Below are 21,246 nucleotides of genomic sequence, written 5' to 3'. Positions count from 1 at the left end.
GTGCCGACAACAGAGTCGGAAAGTTCAGCCGAGGTGTTCCATGGATATCATCGAAACTATTAAAGAGCAGATTGCCAACAACACCATTCTGCTTTACATGAAAGGCTCGCCGAATGCCCCACAGTGTGGCTTCTCCGCGAAAGCCGCTCAGGCCGTGATGGGGTGTGGCGAGAAGTTCGCTTACGTGGACATCCTGCAGAACCCGGAAATTCGCGCCAACCTGCCCAAATACGCCAACTGGCCAACCTTCCCGCAGCTGTGGGTAGACGGTGAGTTGGTTGGCGGTAGTGACATCATGGCTGAAATGTTCGCCAACGGTGAACTGCAGACCCTGATCAAGGCCGCTGCCGAGAAAGCAGCCGCAGCCAAGACCGAAGCCTGATCCAGGCTGTCTTGCAGGAGCGAGAGCACTCGCTCCTGCGCATTACGCGAATATATCCACGTAATGCAAAAAAGCCCCACTTCTGGAAAGAGGCGGGGCTTTTTATTGTCGGGGATATAACGAGCTAAGTTACTCGTCACCCATTTGCGATTGCAGATAGTTCTCGATACCAACTTTATCGATCAGGCCCAGTTGGGTTTCCAGCCAATCGATATGTTCTTCTTCGGATTCGAGAATATCTTCCAGCAGTTCACGGCTGCCGAAGTCGCCGGCCGATTCACAGTAGGCGATCGCTGCCTTGAGGTCTGCATGACCGGTACGCTCGATGCGCAGGTCGCACTCGAGCATTTCCTTGGTGTGTTCACCGATGTGCAGCTTGCCCAAGTCCTGGACGTTAGGCAGGCCTTCGAGGAAAAGAATGCGCTTGATCAGCTTGTCCGCATGCTTCATTTCGTCGATGGACTCGTGGTACTCGTGCTTGCCCAGCTTGTTCAGGCCCCAATCTTCATACATGCGGGCATGCAGGAAGTACTGATTGATCGCGACCAGTTCATTGGCAAGGATTTTATTGAGATGCTGGATGACTGTGATGTCGCCTTTCATGATGGGGTCCTGCCCTGTAATTAGTGGAACATGGGCAGAGTTTGAGCCGCATAAAGATTACTGTCAAACCTAAGTTATTGAATAATATATGAAAATTAATCGGAATAAGAATGTTTGTGTTCCGCGTTTTACCTCTAAGCAATTGAATTACAGGCATAAAAAAACCGGACACTAGGTCCGGTTGTTTGAATCTGGGTGATTAAATCAAGCGACATTGAATTCCACTGGATAGGGAATTGCCGCCTGGGCACTCTGCAATTCGCTCAAAGTCTCACGAACCACTTGCTTGGCAAGGCACGCACACTTGCCGCATTGGCTGGCAACGCCAGTGGCCTGACGTACTTCGCGGTAGCTGCAGCAGCCTTCGTAGATCGCTTCGCGGATTTGACCGTCGGTGACACCGGTGCAGAGGCAGACATACATAGGATGAGAACCGTCGCTGGTTGGGGGCTCAATTGCGATGGATCTTAATGTTAACGAGAATGATTGTCAAAGTGGTTTCGACAGCCTTTATGGTCTTTTCCTGCCGGAGTGACGAATGGCTTTTGCTCCCGGTAATGACAGATTAATGGCATTTCCAGCCTTGCAGGCCTGCTTGGAGAAAAACCACTAAGAACAGCTCAAAACGCCGTGTATCATGGGCGGTTCTTGCGGAGCGGGGCCAGGTCATGGAGTTGTCGCATCAGCGTGGCAGACTCAGGACCCATCCCCTTCTTCCATTACTACGTCCACACCAGGAGATATCCAATGAGCGTACTCGTAGGCAAACAAGCCCCTGACTTCACCGTCCCAGCCGTTCTGGGCAATGGCGAAATCGTCGACAGCTTCACCCTGTCCTCGGCCATCAAAGGCAAATACGGCCTGGTGTTCTTCTACCCACTGGACTTCACCTTCGTCTGCCCGTCCGAGCTGATCGCCCTGGACCACCGCATGGCTGACTTCAAGGCCCGCAACGTAGAAGTGATCGCTGTTTCGATCGACTCGCACTTCACTCACAACGCCTGGCGCAACACCCCGATCAATGCCGGCGGCATCGGTCAGGTTCAATACATCATGGCTGCCGACATGAAGCACGAAATCGCCAAGGCCTACGACGTAGAGTCCGAAGGCGGCGTGGCTTTCCGTGGCGCGTTCCTGATCGACGACAAGGGTGTGGTTCGTTCGCAGATCGTCAACGACCTGCCGCTGGGCCGTAACATGGAAGAGCTGATCCGTCTGGTCGACGCTCTGCAATTCCACGAAGAGCACGGCGAAGTTTGCCCAGCCAACTGGAAAAAAGGCGACAAGGGCATGACCGCTTCGCCAGAAGGCGTTGCCGCTTACCTGACCGAGAACGCTGGCAAGCTGTAAGGCCAGGCCTCTCGCATAAAAAAACCGGCCTTAAGGGCCGGTTTTTTTATGCAGGCGATATTCAGTCGTCGAAGTCTTGCCAGCCGCCCATTTCCTTCCAGCGGTTGACGATGCCGCAGAACAGCTCGGCAGTCTTCTCGGTGTCATAGCGCGCCGAGTGTGCCTCGCGGCCGTCGAAGTCGATGTCCGCGCTCTGGCAGGCCTTGGCCAGTACCGTCTGGCCGTATGCCAGGCCCGCGAGTGTAGCGGTGTCGAAGCTGGAGAACGGATGGAACGGGTTGCGCTTCATGTCCAGACGCGCCACGGCGGCATTGAGGAAGCCCAGGTCGAAGCTGCTGTTGTGACCGACCAGGATCGCGCGCTTGCAACCGTTGGCCTTCAGGGCCTTGCGCACCCCGCGGAAAATATCCGTGAGGGCGGTCTCCTCGCTGACAGCCATGCGCAGGGGGTGATCGAGCTTGATCCCGGTGAACTCCAGGGCCGCAGGCTCGATGTTCGCGCCTTCGAAAGGCTCGACCCGGAAGAAATAGGTGTGTTCGGGGAACACGAAGCCTTTTTCGTCCATGCCGATGGTGGTGGCGGCGATTTCCAGCAGTGCGTCGGTAGCTGAGTTGAAACCACCGGTTTCAACGTCGACGACGACTGGCAGGTAGCCGCGAAAACGTGCCGCCATGGGGTGGCGAGAACCACCGCTGTTACCTTCTTGCTCGTCGTCGAAATGGTCGTCACTCACGAGTGATCCTCCAGCAGGCGCCAGCGCAGTTTTTCTCCGGCGCGCAGCGGAATGACGGTCAACTCACCGAATGGCAGGTTGGCGGGGGCGGTCCATTCTTCACGAACCAGGGTGATGCGATCGGTGTTGGCCGGCAGGCCATAGAAGCGTGGGCCGTTGAGGCTGGCGAAGGCTTCCAGTTTGTCCAGCGCATTGCGCTGTTCGAAGGCTTCGGCATACAGCTCGATGGCCGCGAAAGCGGTGTAGCAACCGGCGCAACCGCAGGCGGCTTCCTTGGCATGCTGGGCATGGGGCGCCGAGTCGGTACCGAGGAAGAACTTCTCGTTGCCGCTGGTGGCCGCATCCAGCAGGGCATGCTGGTGGATGTTGCGCTTGAGGATCGGCAGGCAATAGAAGTGCGGGCGAATCCCGCCGACCAACATGTGGTTACGGTTGTACAGCAGGTGGTGTGCAGTGATGGTGGCGCCGACCTTGGCCGAAGCCTCCTTGACGAACTGCACGGCATCGGCGGTAGTGATGTGCTCGAACACCACCTTGAGGGTCGGGAAGCGCTCGACCACTCGCCGCATGTGTTCATCGATGAAGATCTTCTCGCGATCGAAGACATCGATATCACCATGGGTCACTTCGCCATGGACCAGCAGCGGCAAGCCGACTTCAGCCATGGCTTCCAGGACTGGGAAGATCTTGTCGATGCTGGTCACGCCCGAGTCCGAGTTGGTAGTGGCGCCGGCCGGGTACAGCTTGGCGGCGTGCACGAAGCCACTGGCCTTGGCTTCACGGATTTCGTCCGGTTGGGTGCGGTCGGTGAGGTAGAGCACCATCAGCGGTTCGAAGCTGCTGCCGGCTGGGCGAGCAGCCAGGATACGCTGGCGGTAGGCATCGGCCTGTTCGGCGTTGCGTACCGGAGGTACCAGGTTGGGCATGATGATGGCGCGGCCAAAGGTGCGCGCGACATCTGCGACTGTATTGGGCAACACGGCCCCATCGCGAAGATGGATGTGCCAGTCGTCGGGACGCAGTAGGGTCAGGCGGTCGGACATGGGAGGTTCCAGGCGGGTAAAACTAGGGGGGAATGCTACCGGAAAAGACTCTTGCAGGCACTCGCTATCAAGTTTTGCTCAGAGCAACCGATATCCCGAAGGTATGGCGTATTCACGCCTGTCGATTTTTCTGTTGTACACGTCAGTGGAGCCTCCCGTGCGCCAGCGTTATCTAGCCTTGCTCAGTGTGTTTGCCAGCCTGCCCGCGATGGCTCTCACTTTCCAGACCCGCCTGGAGAGCATTGAGTGGACGGTCGAAGGCGACAAGTTCGAGTGCCGCTTGATCCAGCCCGTTACCGATTTTGGTTCCGGTGAGTTCGTTCGCCGGGCTGGCGAGCAGGCGATTTTCCGTCTCAAGAGCTTCAACCCGATGCAGGCAGGGGGCTCTGCCACCCTGCTCGCTGCGGCCGCACCGTGGCAGCCGGGACGTGGCGACATCAACCTGGGGGCCGTCAAGGCCGGTTCCGATGGGGTTCTGTTCAACAGTAACCAGATGCAGGCTGGGCGCCTGATCGTCGGCCTGCTGGAAGGGCGCAGTCCGGTGGTGCGTCATTACTCCCGTGAAGGGGGCGTGTCCGAGGTGCGCCTGCTGCCGGTGAAATTCAGCAAGGCTTACAGCGACTATCAAGTCTGCATGACCAAACTGCTGCCGATGAACTATGAGCAGGTCAAGCAGGCCGAGATTGGCTTTCCTGGAGGCGGTATCGAGCTGGACGCCCGGGCCAAGGCCAAGCTGCAGGTGATGGTGGACTTCATCAAGGCCGATCCTACGGTCAATCATGTCGAGCTTGACGGCCATTCGGACAATAGCGGCAATCGCCTGACCAACCGTGACCTGTCGCGCCGTCGGGCGCTGGCGGTGATGGAGTTCTTCAAGGCCAACGGTTTGGCGGAAAACCAGATCGTCGTGCGCTTCCATGGCGAACGCTATCCCCTGGCTCCCAATACCAATGCCGCCAATCGGGCGAAAAACCGTCGGGTCAACGTGCATCTGGAACGTGTCGCTGCACCCGAGAAGCCGGCTCCAGCTCCCCAGGCTGCCTCAGGGGCCAACGCTGCAGCGACTTCCTGATACGGCTGTCGTCGTCGCTCGCTCGACATAATCTGTCGCTTGGTCGTCATAAGCTGTCGCCCCTCTGTAAATTATCCGCGTTGATCGGTAGACTTGACGGCTTTCCGTACAACCCCGTGGAGTGATGGCATGGCGGACGTTAACAAGGTCGTTCTCGCGTATTCGGGCGGCCTGGACACTTCGGTGATCCTCAAGTGGCTGCAGGATACTTACAACTGTGAAGTAGTGACTTTCACTGCTGACCTGGGCCAGGGCGAAGAGGTCGAACCGGCCCGCGCCAAGGCACAAGCCATGGGTGTCAAAGAGATCTATATCGACGATCTGCGCGAAGAGTTCGTGCGTGATTTCGTCTTCCCGATGTTCCGCGCCAATACCGTCTACGAAGGTGAGTACCTGCTGGGTACCTCCATCGCTCGTCCGTTGATCGCCAAGCGCCTGATCGAAATTGCCAACGAAACCGGCGCCGATGCCATTTCCCATGGCGCCACCGGCAAAGGTAACGACCAAGTGCGTTTCGAGCTGGGTGCCTACGCGCTCAAGCCGGGCGTAAAGGTAATCGCACCTTGGCGTGAGTGGGACCTGCTGTCGCGTGAAAAACTGATGGACTATGCCGAAAAGCACGCCATCCCGATCGAACGCCACGGCAAGAAGAAGTCCCCCTATTCCATGGATGCCAACCTGCTGCACATCTCCTATGAAGGCGGCGTGCTGGAAGACACCTGGACCGAGCACGAAGAAGACATGTGGCGCTGGACCGTCTCCCCGGAGAACGCCCCCAACACCCCGACCTACATCGAGCTGACCTATCGTAACGGCGACATCGTGGCCATCGATGGCGTGGACATGAGCCCGGCCACCGTACTGGCGACCCTGAACCGCATTGGCGGCGAGAACGGCATCGGTCGCCTGGACATCGTCGAGAACCGCTACGTGGGCATGAAGTCCCGGGGCTGCTACGAGACCCCAGGCGGCACCATCATGCTGCGTGCGCACCGCGCCATCGAGTCCATCACTCTGGATCGTGAAGTGGCTCACCTCAAGGATGAGTTGATGCCCAAGTACGCCAGCCTGATCTACACCGGCTACTGGTGGAGTCCTGAGCGCCTGATGTTGCAGCAGATGATCGATGCCTCCCAGGTCAACGTGAATGGCGTAGTGCGCCTGAAACTGTACAAGGGCAATGTCGTCGTCACTGGGCGTAAGTCCGATGATTCGCTGTTCGATGCCAACATCGCGACCTTCGAAGAAGATGGCGGTGCCTACAACCAGGCAGATGCCGCAGGCTTCATCAAGCTCAACGCATTGCGCATGCGGATTGCCGCTAACAAGGGCCGGACCTTGCTCTGAGTTTCTGGGCGGTCATGAACCGCCACGATCGATACACCTATAGCGCCGCTTGCCCATCGAGGCAGGCGGCGTTTTTTATGGGGAAAGCATCGCCCCGCTGCATCACGGTTGGAAAGATTTCGCCATGGCATCCGCCGCCCCGGTGGGAATAAGGTCCGCTACAGCCCCATCCACGATGACCAGGAAGTCGTCGGAGCTTGGTGGGGCTGTAAACGATGGGGCAAGACCTTGTTCATCGTCATATCAAATCAAGTTCCAATTGGGAGGACGCCAATGAAAACACGCCAATCCTGCTTGCTGGCCCTGGCAGCAGCGCTGTGCCTGGGCATTGTGTCCAGTAATTCGATGGCAGCGGTGTATGTCTGCAGCGACGATGCTTGCAATAAATGGGCTGCCATTACCGAAGAGCAGCTTGAGTTGAAGTCGACTGATGGAGAAGACACCAGTATTCGTCAAACCCTCAGTGAATCAGCGAGCGAATCCATCACCAACGGCTACAACAATCTGTATGACACTGACCTCTATCTGAAAAAGGATTTGTGGCACATAGGAGGTATTGATCCTTTCAAGGGTAAGGAACATGTGACTGTTTATATTTATAAATCGACGGACCCCGATAGACGCCTCAAGACTTGCCATGCTTTTTCGTTCAAGAATCCAACAGGGCGTTACCACGCGACTTGTAGTTGAGTGTGAGGGTGCCCAGTTAAATTGCCTTGAAGATATCCGGAGCTTTAAGAAGCTCCGGATTTTTATGCCTGAGTTTTTTCGAAAATTTCTGGACTTTGCCGGTTTTTATTTTTCTGAGTCTGGGCTTTTTATATTCTTGTATGCCCTTGGTTGAATAAGGCTTTCGTTGTCTTGGGTTTTAGCGTCTGGTAATTTTTATAAGTTACAGTATTAATACGTTGGGTTGCGTGTATGGAGATTAATCCTATACGTGATTTTATATTTTCTGTTGTTGAGTTAGTTGTTTTGTAAGGCAATTCTCTATTGTTTGTAAGGAACGTCCTCGTACGGCCGTAGCCCCTAGGGGCTCGGTGTCAGAGTCAAATCTCTGGGGTATGGTGCTGGATCTAAAAACTCAGGACTTAGATATCCCTATGAAAAGAGTCTTGATCGTGGATGATCACCCTGTTACCCGTTTGGCCGTGCGTATGTTGATGGAGCGCCATGGGTTCGAAGTTGTAGCTGAAGCGGAAAACGGCATGGATGCCTTGAAGTTGGCCATGGAATATATTCCCGATATTGTGATTCTTGATATCGGGATTCCAAAAGTTGATGGTCTTGAAGTTATCAATCGTTTGATGTCCCGCTCCATGCTCACCAAGATCCTGGTGTTCACCTTAAAGACACCTGGGCCATTTTCCATGCGTTGCATGCAGGCTGGGGCTGCTGGTTATGTATGCAAGCAACAGGGCATTACCGAGCTGATCAGTGCAGTGCGGGCAGTACTGGCTGGTTATAGTTATTTTCCCAATGAGGCGCTTCACTCTTTTCGTTCAAGCCAGAACGTCAGTAGTGAGGAGGAAATGATCGAATTACTTTCCAGAAGAGAGTTGGTCGTACTGCAACAACTTACCAGTGGCATGAGTAACAAGGAGATTGCCGAAGGCCTGTGCCTGAGTAATAAAACCATCAGTACCTACAAGCGGCGCTTGCTGACCAAGCTCAATGCTCGTTCATTGGTCGATTTGATCGAATTCGCCCAGCGCCACCGATTGGCCTGAGTGTTCAGTATTTTAGTGGTTCAGCGCGAGCTGGGAGCAGCGTCGGAATGAGCCTGCGGTCGGTCGAGGAAACCGGCCGCAGGAGTTACAGCACAGAGATACAAAAAAACCTCCGGCTGGAGGTTTTTTTGTTATTAGAGGTCATAGTCGTAATCGGCCAATTGCTTTTGCAAGCGCCGCTCTTCGAGGAGATTGTCGATTGTGCGACGTTTGCTCAGATTGGTTTTCGCAACCTCTACTACGGGCTCGGCATCATCTGTTTCTGCCGCGTTGAAGTCGTCTTCTACTTCCAATTGTTCTTTGCCAGTACTCATAAGGTCAACTCCAGGCTAGGACTGCCATTGGCGCTCCTTATATCGATATTCTCCTGGCGGGTAAAAAAGATTTTTTCAATCGACTCATCAGGAAAATCAATGCCTGGTCAATCATCGGAAGTCTTCTGCTTGTATTCGCACAGGTCCTCGATTCGACAGCTACCGCAGCGCGGCTTGCGGGCCAGGCATACATAGCGCCCATGGAGGATCAACCAGTGGTGGGAATCGAGCAGAAACTCCTTGGGTACGAATTTCATCAGCTTCTTTTCCACTTCCACCACATTCTTCCCCGGTGCCAGCCCCGTACGATTGCTGACCCTGAAAATGTGCGTGTCGACGGCCATGGTCAGTTGGCGGAAGGCCGTATTGAGGACCACGTTGGCGGTCTTGCGGCCAACACCAGGCAGGGCCTCCAGCTCTTCGCGGGTTTGTGGTACCTCGCTGTTGTGGCGTTCTACCAGTAAACGACAGGTTTCGATGACGTTCTTGGCCTTGCTGTTGTACAGGCCGATGGTCTTGATGTACTCGGATAATCCATCGACGCCCAGGGCATGGATGGCGGCCGGGGTGTTGGCCACGGGAAACAGCTTGGCGGTGGCTTTGTTGACACCGACGTCGGTCGATTGCGCCGAAAGAATCACCGCGATCAAGAGTTCGAACGGTGAAGAGTAGGCCAGTTCGGTCTTGGGTTCGGGGTTGTCTTCATGGAGCCGGCGAAATATTTCCAGGCGTTTGGCTGCATTCATGGGTGATTCATTTCCTCGAAGGCGATCGGTTGAGGAGCCAGGCCCGTTTGGCGGCCAGCAACAGCCCCAGCAGGATAAAACCCCCGGGTGCAAGAGTCAGCAAACGCAGGCCTCCATCAGGTAGCAGCACCCAACCACGGTCCTCACCGGCCAGGCCGGCAAGCCAGCCCAAGTGGCTTCCCAGGGCCCCGCTGCCAAGCACTTCGCGCAAGGCTCCCAACATGATCAAGGTGCTACAGAGTCCTGCGGCCAGGCGTATCCGGTCTGTGCGTTGAAAAAATCCGGCATGCTCCAAGGCCAGGCATTGCAAGGGCAGTAGCGCCAGGTAAAGGCCGAGCTGTTGGTGTAGTTCATAGCTCCAGGCTTGCACCGCCAACCATAGGCAACTGCCCAGGGTTGCTGCCAACAACAGGCTGGCCAGGTCTTGGCGGTTGGCCGGTAGATGGGGGCGTAGCAGCTGCATGCCGCTGCCAAAGGCTGTCATCAGCAATGCCCCGGACAGGACGATGCCCAGTGCCTTGACCCAGCTATCCGTGGCTCCGAGCAACGTTGGCAGCATGAGCAGCCCTGGTAGCGACAGCGACTTATCCATGGGGCACCTGGGGCAGCAATGACTGGCGATGTTCATCGAAATAGCGCAGGGCATCATGCAAGGCACTGATCACGGCGCGGGAGGTGATGGTGGCTCCAGCGATCTGATCGAACTGGCCATGGTCCTTTTTCAGGGCCCAGGCACTATCGTCTGGATCGCCGCGGGACTTGCCGGTAAAACCCGCCAGCCAGGGGTTGGGATGTTCGGCGATAAGCCCGCCAAGGCCTGGGGTTTCATCCTGCTTCAGAGTCTTGCTGCCCAGCAGGCGACCTTGGCTGTCGATGGCGATCAGCAATTCGATAGGGCCTGCGTAGCCAGTGGTCCTGCTACGCAGCAGCAGGGCACTGGGCTGGCCATTGCGGGTGGCCAGGTAACCCTCCAACAGAAGGCTGTTGTCCAATTGCACTTCGGTCAAGGGAAGTGGCTGGTCCAGGGGCTGGTTGTCGTAGCTGCCCGATGGCAGCAGGTCCAGCAGCTTGCGTGCCTGCAGCGACCGTTGCTCGGCTTCGATGCGTGGGGCGGTGGTGTGTTGTAGCCACAGGGTACCGGTGATGCCCAGGATGCCGAGCATGACCAGCAGTAACAGGCTGCGCCAGGTCTTCATGATGAGACCCTGGCTTGTCGTGCGGTGCAGTAGCGTTCCAGCGCCGGTACTGCAAGGTTCATCAGGAGCACGGCGAACGCCACTCCGTCTGGATAGCTGCCCCAGGTCCGGATCAGGTAGGTCAGCAGGCCGACCCCGATGCCAAACAACAAACGGGCCCGGGCCGTCTTTGGGCCTGATACCGGTTCGGTGACGATAAAGAAGGCAGCGAGCATGCTGGCGCCGGTGAGCAGATGGAACAGCGGCGAACCATGGGAGTCGGAGCCCGTGCCGTTCCAGCACACCAGGCTGATGAGCAACAGACTGGCGAGCATACCCACAGGGGCATGCCAACTGATGACTCGCTGCTGCAGCAGTAACAGGCCGCCGGCGAGAAACCCCAGGTTGACCCACTCGACGCCGCGCCCACCGAAATGACCGAAGGCCGGGTGAGCGGCAAAGAGTTCATCGACCGTCAGGCTCTTGTTGATGCGCAGGCTGTCCAGGGCCGTGGCTTGGGCCCAGGCATCCGGGCGCAGGCTGTCCAGGTCGAAAACCCGCTGCAAGCCCTCCAGCAGGCCCATGGCGTGGGGGGCAGGCCAATGGGTCATGGACTGCGGGAAACACAGCAGGGCCAGGGCATACCCCAGCATGGCGGGGTTGAAGGGGTTCTGTCCTACACCGCCATACAGGTGCTTGCCCAGGAGCAGGGCGCTGGCAGCCGCACTGGGTGCCAGCCACCAGGGACAGTAAGCCGGCAGGGCCAGTGCCAGCAGGGTCGCGCTGACCAGGGCGCTGCCATCGCTGAGAGACGGCAGCAGTGGGCGCTTGCGCAAGAACAGCACCAGGGCCTCCATGGCCAGTGCGCCGCTGGCAGCCAGTACCAGGTTCAGCAACACTCCCCAGCCGTACAGCCACAGCAATGCCAGCGCCCCCGGCAACGTGGCCAGCAGCACTCGCCCCATGGCCTGGCGCAGGCGCGGGTCGGCGCCTTCAACCAGCAGCATGGGCATCCACCTGCCGCTCGACTTCCTTCAGGCGTGTCCGGGCCTGTGCCAGTTGCTCATCACTGGCCGCCTGGCGTTGTAGTTTATGCAACTCGGCGCGGGCATAGGCCAGTTCGGTTTTCAGCCGGCGCAGTTGCGGATCGATGGGGCGTTTCTCGGTACGCGTGAGCACCGGTGCCGGTTTGGCGCTGGCATCCTCGGCAGCGTGCAGGTCCTGTTCGGCCGCCGCCAGGGCGGCACTCAGGGCTTCCAGCTCGGCCTGCGGGGCACCTGCGGCCTCGGCCTTCTTCAGTTCGGCGCGACGGGTGGCCAACTGGATCTTGGCACGCTTGAGATTGGCATCCTTGGGGGGCGCCGCTGCCGGAACGCTCGGGGCTTGGGCCTCCAGGTGGGCCAGGGCTTGCTCGGCGGCTTCGAACTGCTGTTGCAGGACGACCAGTTGCGATTGTTGTTCGAAGGTTGGCGGATGCCCGAAGGCCTTGAGCGATTTGTTCAATTGGGCCCGGCTCATGGCCAGTTCGATCTTGGCTTTCTTCAGCGCGGCGTCGGCCGCCGCGGCCTTTTGCGCGCGGACCCGCTCGATCGCCGCCTGGACCGGATTGTCGCCGCTCGTGGCAGGCTGGGCGGCTTTTTGAGCCCGGGCCTGGCGTTCGGCCAGGCGTCGGGCTTCTTCGCGTTGCAGGCGTTGATTGCGCTGTTCGAAACGGCGCCTGGCGTGCTCGCGCTTGCTGCTGCGGGCCTGCAATTGCTCGGGGCTGCTGGCCAGGCCGCCGACAATCGGTATCACCTGGCCCGGGGGCAGGGGCAGCATGTCGATGCAGTCCACGGGACAAGGGGCGACGCACAGGTCGCAACCGGTGCATTCGTCGAGCAGCACGGTGTGCATCAGCTTGGCTGCGCCGACGATAGCGTCCACCGGGCAGGCCTGGATGCACTTGGTGCAGCCGATGCACTCGGCTTCGCGGATGTAGGCCACCTGGGCCGGGGCTTCGCCGCGGCTGCGATCCAGTTCGATGATCGGCAGTTGCAGTAGTCGGGCCAGGCCGGCGATGGTTTCCTCGCCACCGGGCGGGCATTTGTTGATGGCCTCGCCGTTGGCGATGCCCTCGGCGTAGGGTTTGCATCCGCCATGGCCACACTTGCCACATTGGGTCTGGGGCAAGAGGGCGTCGATGCGTTGAATCAGGCTCATGGTTTGACCAGTCCGTTGAAGCCCAGGAACGCCACCGCCAGCAGGCCGGCACCGATCAGGTCCAGCGGCAGGCCTTGCCAGGGCAGGGGAATATCATTGTTGCAGACGCGCTGGCGCAGGTCATGGAACAGGCCGAGCACCAGCCAGAAACCGAGACCGGCACCCAGGCTCATGGCACCCATGGAGACCAGCCCGAGGTTGCCCTGGCTCCCGATGAACAGCAGGCCGAGCACGCCGGCATTACCCAGCAACAGGGGCCAGAGGCCGTCGAATGGCAGGGCTGGCAAGATCCGTGGCAGCAGGTGCAACAGTGGCTTGATCAGCAGTACGTTCAGGGGCAGCCAGACGAACATCTGCAAAGACTCCAGCCCCCAGGGGGCCAGCAGTACACGATAGAGGAGCAATCCCAGCACGCAGCTGACCAGCATCAAGACCGTGGTTGCCAGGCCCAGGGCGTGCAGGCGCCGTCGATCGCTGCCCTGAACTTGAAGCAGCGGGTCGGCGCCCAGAGGCCAATGCAACACAAAGTTGTTGACCAGGGCGGTGCTGACAAGAGCGAGCAGGAAGTGGGTCATGGTTGATGCCGATGCAAGCAGGCGGTACCTCAAGAGTAGGCAAACTCGCGTGTGCGATTGTCCAGATATGCAAATCCCCCCGTTGCGCCCAGGGGCAACGGGGGGATGGGGTCCCGCAGGCAGGCCTACTTGATCCGCTGGCCGGGCTTGGCGCCGCTGTCGGGGCTCAGCAGGTAGATTTCTTCACCGCCAGGACCGGCCGCCATCACCATGCCCTCGGAAATACCGAACTTCATTTTCCGCGGCTTGAGGTTGGCGATCATCATGGTCAGGCGACCGTCGAGCTTGGACGGGTCCGGGTAGGCACTCTTGATCCCGGAAAACACGTTGCGTTGCTCATCACCGATATCCAGGGTCAGGCGCAGCAGCTTGTCGGCGCCTTCCACGGCTTCGGCCTTGACGATCAGCGCAACGCGCAGGTCAACGGCCGCGAAGGTGTCGAAGTCGATTTCCGGCGACAGTGGGTCCTTGGCAAGCTCGCCATTGCCCTTGGGCGCCCCGGTGTCGGTCTGGGTGGCCGCCAGGTCTTCTTTCGAGGCGTCAGTCATGGCTTGGACTTTCACTGGATCGATCCGGGTCATCAGCGGCTTGAATTCGTTGAGCTGATGGTTGGCCAGCAGTTGCTGGTGGTCGTTCCAGGTCAGCGCCGGGACGTTGAGGAAGGCCTCGGCGTCGGCGGCCAGGCCTGGCAGCACCGGCTTGAGGAAGATCACCAACTGGCGGAACAGGTTGATGCCGGTAGCGCAGATGGCCTGGACTTCATCCTGCTTGCCTTCCTGCTTGTTCAGCGACCAGGGCGCCTTGTCGGCGATCCAGGCGTTGGCACGGTCGGCCAGGGCCATGATCTCGCGCATGGCGCGGGCGAAGTCGCGGGCCTCATAGGCCTCGGCGATGCTCGGTGTGGCGGCCAGGAAGGCCTCGGTCAGTTCCGGAGCGGCATTGGTATCGACCATCACCCCGGCATTGCCCTTGTGGATGAAGCCGGCGCAACGGCTGGCGATGTTCACCACCTTGCCCACCAGGTCGGAGTTGACCTTCTGCACGAAGTCTTCGAGGTTCAGGTCCAGGTCGTCGACACCACGGCTCAGCTTGGAGGCGTAGTAGTAGCGCAGATACTCGGGCGACAGATGATCCAGGTAGGTACGGGCCTTGATGAAGGTGCCGCGGGACTTGGACATCTTCTGGCCGTTGACGGTCAGGTAGCCATGGACGTTGATGCCGGTCGGCTTGCGATAGCCTGCACCGTCGAGCATGGCCGGCCAGAACAGGGCGTGGAAGTTGACGATGTCCTTGCCGATGAAGTGATACAGCTCGGCGTTGGAGTCCTTGTTCCAGAAGGCATCGAAGTCCAGCTCCGGGCGACGGGCGCAGAGGTTCTTGAAGCTGGCCATGTAGCCGATGGGTGCGTCCAGCCAGACATAGAAATACTTGCCCGGCTCATCGGGGATCTCGAAGCCGAAGTACGGCGCATCGCGGGAGATATCCCACTGTTGCAGGCCGGCGTCCAGCCACTCGGCGATCTTGTTGGCCACGGCGTCCTGCAAGGTGCCGCTACGGGTCCAGGTTTGCAGCATCTGCTGGAAGTCCGGCAGCTTGAAGAAGAAGTGCTGGGACTCCTTGAGCACCGGAGTGGCGCCGGAGATCGCCGACTTCGGATCCTTCAGGTCGGTGGGCGCGTAGGTGGCGCCGCATTTTTCGCAGTTATCGCCGTACTGGTCCTCGGTGCCGCATTTCGGGCAGGTGCCCTTGATGAAGCGGTCGGCCAGGAACATTTTCTTGTCCGGGTCGAAGTATTGGGTGATGGAGCGAGTGGCAATGTGCCCGGCGTCCCGCAGCTTGAGGTAGATCTGACTCGAAAGCTCGCGGTTCTCTTCGGCGTGGGTCGAGTGGAAATTGTCGAAGTCCACCAGGAAGTCGGCAAAGTCGGCGCTGTGTTCAGCCTGCACGTTGGCGATCAGTTGTTCCGGGGTGATGCCTTCTTTTTCCGCGCGCAACATGATGGCCGAGCCGTGTGCGTCGTCGGCGCAGACATAGATGCATTGGTTGCCGCGGTGCTTCTGGAAGCGCACCCACATGTCGGTCTGGATGTACTCGAGCATGTGGCCAAGGTGGATGGAACCATTGGCATAGGGCAGGGCGCTGGTGACGAGAATCTTGCGTGGCTCGGACATGGGGCTCGGCTACTTGATGAAACGAAGGTCGGCCACTATAAAGCGCCGGCACGGATTTTTCACCCTTCCAGGCGTCCTTGTGGCTGGTTGGCCACGTCCTGCGCGAGGAGGCTCCCTCGCCACAATGATGGCGGCGGCGTAGGATAGCCGGCTGATTTTCCTGTCTTGTTATCGGAGTTGCCCATGAGCGCCGTCAATCGCGCAGCGGTGGAAGCCGTTCTTCGCCAATACACCGACCCCTACCTTAACCAGGACCCGGTCAGCGCCGGTTGCGTACGGGACCTCGACGTCCAGGGCGACCGGGTCACCGTCCGCTTGGAACTGGGTTATGCCGCCGGCCTGTTCAAGAGCGGCTGGGCGCAGATGTTGCAGCTGGCCATCGAAGGCCTGGATGGCGTCAGCGGGGCCAAGGTCGAGATCAACAGCGTGATCGCCGCGCACAAGGCCCAGGCCCAGGTACCGGGCCTGGCCAACGTCAAGAACGTGGTGGCGGTCGCTTCGGGCAAGGGCGGCGTGGGCAAGTCCACCACGGCGGCCAACTTGGCCCTGGCCCTGGCGCGCGAAGGCGCGCGCGTGGGTATCCTCGACGCTGATATCTATGGCCCGAGCCAGGGCATCATGTTCGGCATCGCCGAGGGCACCCGGCCGAAGATCAAGGACCAGAAGTGGTTCGTGCCGATCCAGGCCCATGGCGTGGAGGTCATGTCCATGGCTTTCCTGACCGACGACAACACGCCGATGGTCTGGCGCGGTCCCATGGCTTCCGGGGCCTTGCAGCAACTGGTGACCCAGACCGACTGGGGCAACCTGGACTACCTGGTGATCGACATGCCGCCGGGCACCGGCGACATCCAGCTGACCCTGGCGCAAAAGGTCCCGGTGGCAGGGGCGGTGATCGTCACCACTCCCCAGGACCTGGCCCTGCTGGATGCGCGCAAGGGTGTCGAGATGTTCCACAAGGTCAACATCCCGGTGTTGGGCGTGGTGGAAAACATGGCGGTGCACATCTGCTCCAACTGCGGCCATGCTGAACACCTGTTCGGCGAGGGCGGCGGCGAGAAACTGGCCAACCAGTACGGCGTTGAACTGCTGGCTTCGCTGCCGTTGTCGATGCTGATCCGCGAGCAAGCCGACGGAGGCAAGCCAACGGTGATCGCCGAGCCGGACAGCCAGATCGCCATGGTCTACCAGGAGCTGGCTCGGCACGTGGGCGCGCGCATCGTGTTGCAGGAAAAGGCGACGCCGGCCATGCCGAGCATCACCATCAGCGAAGACTGAAGGGGGAGGGCGCCGCTACCGCGGTGCCGTGGCGAGCCCCAGTCGCAATGGCTGGGGCTCGCAGGCTGAACAGCTTAGAGGCGCAAGCCACCGTCCATTTCCAGGATGCGCCCGGTGTAGTAGTCGTTTTCGAAAATGTAGGCCGCCGAATGGGCGATCTCCTCGGGCTTGCCCATGCGCTTGAGGGGAATGCCAGCGGTCATCTTCTCCAGGGCCTCGGGTTTCATGCCCAGGGTCATCTCGGTCTCGATGAAACCTGGGGCGATTCCCGCTACGCGAATGCCATAGCGTGCCAATTCCTTGGCCCAGGTCACGGTCGCTGCAGCCACCCCGGCCTTGGCGGCGGAATAGTTGGTCTGGCCGATGTTGCCGGCGCGGGAAATCGACGAGATGTTGATGATCGTGCCGCTGTTCTTGAGCTCTACCATCTTGGCTGCAACTTCCCGGGTGCACAGGAATACACCGGTGAGATTGACATCGATCACGGCCTGCCACTGGGCCAGGCTCATCTTGGTCATTTCACCGTCCTTGACCTTGAGCAGCAGGCCATCGCGCAGGATCCCGGCATTGTTGATCAAGCCGTGGATGGCCCCGAAGTCCTCGGCAACCTGATTCACCATGTGCTCGACCTGTTCTTCGTTGGCCACGTTGCACAGGTATGAGCGAGCTTCTACGCCGTGTGCCTTGCAAGCCGCGACGGCCTGGTCGAGTTTTTCCTGGTTCAGGTCCACCAGCGCCAGCCTGGCTCCACGGCTGGCAAAATACTCGCCCATGGAGCGGCCCAGGCCTTGGCAACCGCCAGTGATAATGATTACTTTGTCAGTGAGTTGCATTCGCATGTCCTGCCAGCTGTCGTGAGAGGGTGTCCTTGTTCCAGGGCCCTGCTCGACAGCCGGACCAGACCTGGCTGCAGACGAGTATTGCCCCGTAGGCGTAGTTGGACCATGGTCCATTCGCCCGTCCGTTTTCGACGGATTCTATTGAAGGAGTCATAAAGTGAGCGTTGAAGCTGCCAAGAATGCACGAGAACTGCTGCTCAAGGAATACCGTGGCGTGCTGTCGACGCATTCCAAGTCCATGCCGGGTTTTCCCTTCGGTTCCGTAGTGCCTTACTGCCTCGATGCCGAAGGCCGTCCGCTGATTCTTATCAGCCGCATCGCCCAGCACACCCATAACCTGCAGAAGGACCCCAAGTGTTCACTGCTGGTTGGCGAGCGTGATGCCGACGACATACAGGCCGTGGGGCGCCTGACTTACCTGGCCGAAGCCGAGAAACTGACCGACGAGGCAGCGATCGAGGCGGCCGCCGAGCGCTACTACCGCTATTTTCCCAAATCGCAGAACTACCACCAGGCCCACGATTTCGATTTCTGGGTCCTCAAGCCGGTACGCCATCGCTACATCGGTGGTTTCGGCGCCATCCATTGGGTCGACCAGCTGACCCTGGCCAATCCGTTCGCCGGCAAGGCCGAGTTGAGCATGGTGGAGCACATGAACAGCGATCATGCCAATGCCATCGCCCACTACGTCGAGCTGACCGGCTTGCCTGACAAGGTACCGGCGCAGATGGCCGGGATCGATACCGAGGGCATGCACTTGCGTATTGGCCAGGCGCTGTATTGGTTGCCATTCCAAGCCCCTTGCAACACGCCGACACAAGTGCGCGAGGCCTTGGTTTTTCTGGCTCGCGCCGATCAATGGCCGAAAAATCGGACCGTGGATGCTTGAATTCACGAATTGGCGACGTCATCTACGGTCTACTGGAAGGCATTCTTCCGCAGAGGAAACCATTTGATGCGCCCTTTTCTGTTGCTCTTTCTGCTGTTCCCAGTGTTGGAGCTGTTCGTCTTCGTCAAGGTCAGCGCGGCGATCGGGTTTTTCCCGGCCCTGCTGCTGATCATTCTCGGTTCGCTGCTTGGCGTGATGGTGTTGCGTGTGGCCGGGCTGGCCACGGCCCTGCGCGCTCGTGAAAGTCTCAATCGCGGCGAGTTGCCGGCCCAGCAAATGCTCGAGGGCCTGATGCTGGCCCTGGGCGGTGGCTTGTTGATCCTGCCCGGTTTCATCAGCGATGTGTTCGGCCTGCTGATGCTGCTGCCGTTCACCCGCCGCCTGCTGGCCAACAAGATGCGTGAGCGCGCCGAGGAGCAGGCCCTGCGCCAACGTGCCTTTGCCGACGACATGCGTTCGGCCCGTGGTGGTCCTGCGCCGCAGCAACCCCTGGGGCGCGAGCCCAATGTCATCGAAGGTGAGTTCGAGCACCGCGATTGATGTTTCCAGCCTCAAGCACACGGCACCTTCGGGTGCCGTGTTCGTTGTTGCGCAGGCGATTTAAAAAATTTCACCCACCAGCCCTTGTAATAGCTTTGTGCGCCCTTATGTAACGGTCACCGCAAGGTTTCTGGTGCTGATACCAGACAGACTTCTGCGTCTCGCTCGTCGAGCCGCAACCGGCCACGCCGGATTTGTTAACCCGCCGGTATCGACACCGGCCGCTGAAAACCACAATTAGGAGAGATCGACAATGAAGCTTCGTCCTCTGCATGACCGCGTCGTCATCCGTCGCAGCGAAGAAGAATCGAAAACTGCCGGCGGTATCGTTCTGCCTGGTTCGGCCGCTGAAAAACCTAACCGTGGCGAAGTCGTCGCTGTAGGTACCGGCCGTGTGCTGGACAACGGTGAAGTACGTGCGCTGGCCGTGAAAGTGGGTGACAAAGTGGTGTTTGGCCCGTACTCCGGCAGCAACACCGTGAAAGTCGATGGCGAAGATCTGCTGGTAATGGCCGAGAACGAGATTCTCGCCGTTATCGAAGGCTGATTCCCCGCGTATTTTCCCGCTACTACACAGTATTTAAGGAATATCGATCATGGCTGCTAAAGAAGTTAAATTCGGCGACTCCGCCCGCAAGAAAATGCTCACCGGCGTCAACGTCCTGGCTGACGCGGTAAAAGCTACCCTGGGCCCGAAAGGCCGTAACGTGATCCTGGAAAAGAGCTTCGGCGCTCCGACCATCACCAAGGATGGCGTTTCCGTAGCCAAGGAAATCGAACTGGAAGACCGTTTCGAGAACATGGGCGCGCAGCTGGTCAAAGACGTTGCCTCCCGTGCCAACGATGACGCTGGCGACGGCACCACCACCGCCACCGTTCTGGCTCAGTCGATCGTCAACGAAGGCCTGAAGGCCGTTGCTGCCGGCATGAACCCGATGGACCTCAAGCGCGGCATCGACAAGGCGACCATCGCCATCGTCAAAGAGCTGAAGAACCTGTCCAAGCCATGCGCCGACACCAAGGCCATCGCCCAGGTAGGCACCATCTCCGCCAACTCCGACAACTCCATCGGCGACATCATTGCCGAAGCCATGGAGAAAGTGGGTAAAGAAGGCGTGATCACTGTCGAAGAAGGCACAGGCCTGGAAAACGAACTGTCGGTCGTTGAAGGCATGCAGTTCGACCGTGGCTACCTGTCTCCTTACTTCGTCAACAAGCCAGACACCATGGTTGCCGAGCTGGACAGCCCGCTGATCCTGCTGGTGGACAAGAAGATCTCCAACATCCGCGAAATGCTGCCAGTGCTGGAAGCCGTTGCCAAAGCCGGCCGCCCACTGCTGATCGTGGCCGAGGACGTCGAAGGCGAAGCCCTGGCGACTCTGGTTGTGAACAACATGCGCGGTATCGTCAAAGTCGCAGCCGTCAAGGCTCCAGGCTTCGGCGATCGTCGCAAGGCCATGCTGCAGGACATCGCCGTCCTGACCGGCGGTACCGTGATCTCCGAAGAAATCGGTCTGAGCCTGGAAAGCACCACCCTGGAGCACCTGGGTAGCGCCAAGCGCGTGACCCTGTCCAAGGAAAACACCACCGTTGTCGACGGTGCTGGCAACCAGGCCGACATCGAAGCCCGTATCGCTCAGATCCGTGCCCAAGTGGCCGAGACTTCCTCGGACTACGACCGTGAAAAACTGCAAGAGCGCCTGGCCAAGCTGTCCGGCGGCGTTGCAGTGATCAAGGTTGGCGCTGGCTCCGAAGTTGAAATGAAAGAGAAGAAAGCCCGCGTTGAAGACGCCCTGCACGCTACCCGTGCAGCCGTTGAAGAAGGCGTGGTGCCTGGCGGTGGCGTAGCCCTGATCCGTGCTCTGCAAGCGATCGTCGACCTCAAGGGCGACAACGCTGACCAGGACGTGGGTATCGCGGTTCTGCGTCGCGCCGTTGAAGCTCCGCTGCGCCAGATCTCCGCTAACAGCGGCGACGAGCCAAGCGTTGTCGTCAACGAAGTGAAGAACGGCAAAGGTAACTTCGGTTACAACGCCGCTTCCGGCGAATACGGCGACATGATCGAAATGGGCATCCTGGACCCAACCAAGGTGACTCGTTCGGCTCTGCAAGCTGCAGCTTCCATCGGCGGTCTGATCCTGACCACCGAGGCCGCCGTTGCCGACGCGCCGAAGAAAGATGCTCCAGCTGGCGGCGGCATGCCAGACATGGGCGGCATGGGTGGCATGGGCGGCATGATGTAAGCCAGCCTTACCCCTGT

At 59.3% G+C, this 21,246-nt stretch carries 24 protein-coding genes; 11 read left to right on the top strand and 13 right to left on the bottom strand.

Annotated features, from left to right (window positions below; translation table 11 throughout):
• Positions 1–40 precede the first annotated feature (40 nt).
• Complete coding sequence (gene grxD, locus ATY02_RS29060) at positions 41–382, top strand: Grx4 family monothiol glutaredoxin (RefSeq protein ID WP_022640619.1); 342 nt, start codon at positions 41–43, stop codon at positions 380–382.
• A gap of 129 nt (positions 383–511) precedes the next feature.
• Here the strand turns inward: grxD and bfr are convergent, their stop codons facing one another.
• Positions 512–985 (bottom strand): bacterioferritin, encoded by a 474-nt coding sequence (gene bfr, locus ATY02_RS29055; protein ID WP_068585009.1) that lies wholly within the window; start codon positions 983–985, stop codon positions 512–514.
• Between the two features lie 204 nt (positions 986–1,189).
• Entirely contained in the window at positions 1,190–1,408 is a 219-nt protein-coding gene (locus ATY02_RS29050; protein ID WP_068585012.1) for a bacterioferritin-associated ferredoxin, read from the bottom strand.
• A gap of 324 nt (positions 1,409–1,732) precedes the next feature.
• Here ATY02_RS29050 and ATY02_RS29045 point away from each other — a divergent pair, with 324 nt between their 5' ends.
• Positions 1,733–2,335 (top strand): peroxiredoxin, encoded by a 603-nt coding sequence (locus ATY02_RS29045; RefSeq protein ID WP_022640616.1) that lies wholly within the window; start codon positions 1,733–1,735, stop codon positions 2,333–2,335.
• Between the two features lie 61 nt (positions 2,336–2,396).
• Here the strand turns inward: ATY02_RS29045 and rnt are convergent, their stop codons facing one another.
• Together rnt and pyrC are read right to left on the bottom strand one after the other, a co-directional pair.
• Positions 2,397–3,068: a ribonuclease T gene (gene rnt, locus ATY02_RS29040; RefSeq protein ID WP_068585014.1), complete on the bottom strand. Its 672-nt coding sequence runs from the start codon at positions 3,066–3,068 to the stop codon at positions 2,397–2,399.
• A complete protein-coding gene (gene pyrC / locus ATY02_RS29035; protein ID WP_068585017.1) occupies positions 3,065–4,111 on the bottom strand; it encodes a dihydroorotase in 1,047 nt (348 codons plus the stop codon). The genes rnt and pyrC overlap by 4 nt, the downstream gene beginning before the upstream one ends.
• Positions 4,112–4,268: 157 nt before the next feature.
• Here pyrC and ATY02_RS29030 point away from each other — a divergent pair, with 157 nt between their 5' ends.
• From ATY02_RS29030 to ATY02_RS29015, 4 genes are all read left to right on the top strand, one after another.
• The gene (locus tag ATY02_RS29030; RefSeq protein ID WP_068585020.1) at positions 4,269–5,183 is read left to right on the top strand and encodes a flagellar protein MotY; all 915 of its coding nucleotides are present in this window, start codon (positions 4,269–4,271) and stop codon (positions 5,181–5,183) included.
• 129 nt (positions 5,184–5,312) lie between these two features.
• Positions 5,313–6,530 (top strand): argininosuccinate synthase, encoded by a 1,218-nt coding sequence (locus tag ATY02_RS29025; RefSeq protein ID WP_068585023.1) that lies wholly within the window; start codon positions 5,313–5,315, stop codon positions 6,528–6,530.
• A gap of 273 nt (positions 6,531–6,803) precedes the next feature.
• Positions 6,804–7,220, top strand: a complete 417-nt coding sequence (locus tag ATY02_RS29020; protein ID WP_068595608.1) for a hypothetical protein — start codon at positions 6,804–6,806, stop codon at positions 7,218–7,220.
• A 413-nt stretch (positions 7,221–7,633) separates the two neighbouring features.
• Positions 7,634–8,260 carry a response regulator transcription factor gene (locus tag ATY02_RS29015; protein WP_068585386.1) on the top strand — a complete coding sequence of 209 codons (627 nt, stop codon included), beginning with the start codon at positions 7,634–7,636 and terminating at the stop codon, positions 8,258–8,260.
• Between the two features lie 134 nt (positions 8,261–8,394).
• On the opposite strand, the gene ATY02_RS29010 is transcribed toward ATY02_RS29015, so the two are convergent.
• From ATY02_RS29010 to metG, 8 genes are all read right to left on the bottom strand, one after another.
• A complete protein-coding gene (locus tag ATY02_RS29010; RefSeq protein ID WP_068585028.1) occupies positions 8,395–8,574 on the bottom strand; it encodes a PA3496 family putative envelope integrity protein in 180 nt (59 codons plus the stop codon).
• Between the two features lie 107 nt (positions 8,575–8,681).
• Complete coding sequence (gene nth / locus ATY02_RS29005; protein ID WP_068585030.1) at positions 8,682–9,320, bottom strand: endonuclease III; 639 nt, start codon at positions 9,318–9,320, stop codon at positions 8,682–8,684.
• Between the two features lie 7 nt (positions 9,321–9,327).
• Positions 9,328–9,912, bottom strand: coding sequence for an Rnf-Nqr domain containing protein (locus ATY02_RS29000; protein ID WP_068585033.1), 585 nt, complete (start codon positions 9,910–9,912; stop codon positions 9,328–9,330).
• Positions 9,905–10,516, bottom strand: coding sequence for an RnfABCDGE type electron transport complex subunit G (locus ATY02_RS28995; RefSeq protein ID WP_068585036.1), 612 nt, complete (start codon positions 10,514–10,516; stop codon positions 9,905–9,907). The genes ATY02_RS29000 and ATY02_RS28995 overlap by 8 nt, the downstream gene beginning before the upstream one ends.
• A complete protein-coding gene (locus ATY02_RS28990) occupies positions 10,513–11,502 on the bottom strand; it encodes an RnfABCDGE type electron transport complex subunit D (protein WP_068585039.1) in 990 nt (329 codons plus the stop codon). The genes ATY02_RS28995 and ATY02_RS28990 overlap by 4 nt, the downstream gene beginning before the upstream one ends.
• Complete coding sequence (rsxB, locus tag ATY02_RS28985) at positions 11,489–12,694, bottom strand: electron transport complex subunit RsxB (protein WP_068585042.1); 1,206 nt, start codon at positions 12,692–12,694, stop codon at positions 11,489–11,491. The genes ATY02_RS28990 and rsxB overlap by 14 nt, the downstream gene beginning before the upstream one ends.
• Positions 12,691–13,269: an Rnf-Nqr domain containing protein gene (locus tag ATY02_RS28980; protein ID WP_068585045.1), complete on the bottom strand. Its 579-nt coding sequence runs from the start codon at positions 13,267–13,269 to the stop codon at positions 12,691–12,693. The genes rsxB and ATY02_RS28980 overlap by 4 nt, the downstream gene beginning before the upstream one ends.
• A 125-nt stretch (positions 13,270–13,394) precedes the next feature.
• Positions 13,395–15,440, bottom strand: a complete 2,046-nt coding sequence (metG, locus tag ATY02_RS28975; protein WP_068585047.1) for a methionine--tRNA ligase — start codon at positions 15,438–15,440, stop codon at positions 13,395–13,397.
• 183 nt (positions 15,441–15,623) lie between these two features.
• Between metG and apbC the strand changes: the two genes are divergently transcribed.
• A complete protein-coding gene (gene apbC, locus ATY02_RS28970; RefSeq protein ID WP_068585051.1) occupies positions 15,624–16,718 on the top strand; it encodes an iron-sulfur cluster carrier protein ApbC in 1,095 nt (364 codons plus the stop codon).
• 74 nt (positions 16,719–16,792) lie between these two features.
• Here the strand turns inward: apbC and ATY02_RS28965 are convergent, their stop codons facing one another.
• Positions 16,793–17,551, bottom strand: coding sequence for an SDR family oxidoreductase (locus ATY02_RS28965; protein WP_068585056.1), 759 nt, complete (start codon positions 17,549–17,551; stop codon positions 16,793–16,795).
• A 163-nt stretch (positions 17,552–17,714) separates the two neighbouring features.
• On the opposite strand from ATY02_RS28965, the gene ATY02_RS28960 reads away from it, so the two are divergent.
• The 4 genes from ATY02_RS28960 (at position 17,715) to groL (ending at position 21,229) form a co-directional block, all read left to right on the top strand.
• Entirely contained in the window at positions 17,715–18,446 is a 732-nt protein-coding gene (locus tag ATY02_RS28960) for a HugZ family protein (protein WP_068585059.1), read from the top strand.
• A 66-nt stretch (positions 18,447–18,512) separates the two neighbouring features.
• The gene (locus ATY02_RS28955; protein ID WP_068585061.1) at positions 18,513–18,986 is read left to right on the top strand and encodes an FxsA family protein; all 474 of its coding nucleotides are present in this window, start codon (positions 18,513–18,515) and stop codon (positions 18,984–18,986) included.
• A gap of 253 nt (positions 18,987–19,239) precedes the next feature.
• Entirely contained in the window at positions 19,240–19,533 is a 294-nt protein-coding gene (locus ATY02_RS28950) for a co-chaperone GroES (protein WP_029614823.1), read from the top strand.
• Positions 19,534–19,582: 49 nt separating this feature from the next.
• Positions 19,583–21,229 carry a chaperonin GroEL gene (gene groL, locus ATY02_RS28945; protein WP_068585064.1) on the top strand — a complete coding sequence of 549 codons (1,647 nt, stop codon included), beginning with the start codon at positions 19,583–19,585 and terminating at the stop codon, positions 21,227–21,229.
• The last annotated feature ends 17 nt before the right edge of the window (positions 21,230–21,246 follow it).

It is taken from the genome of Pseudomonas sp. BIOMIG1BAC (assembly GCF_001705995.2).
Taxonomy (GTDB): domain Bacteria; phylum Pseudomonadota; class Gammaproteobacteria; order Pseudomonadales; family Pseudomonadaceae; genus Aquipseudomonas; species Aquipseudomonas sessilinigenes.
This window is presented reverse-complemented; position numbering and strand designations above follow the sequence as displayed.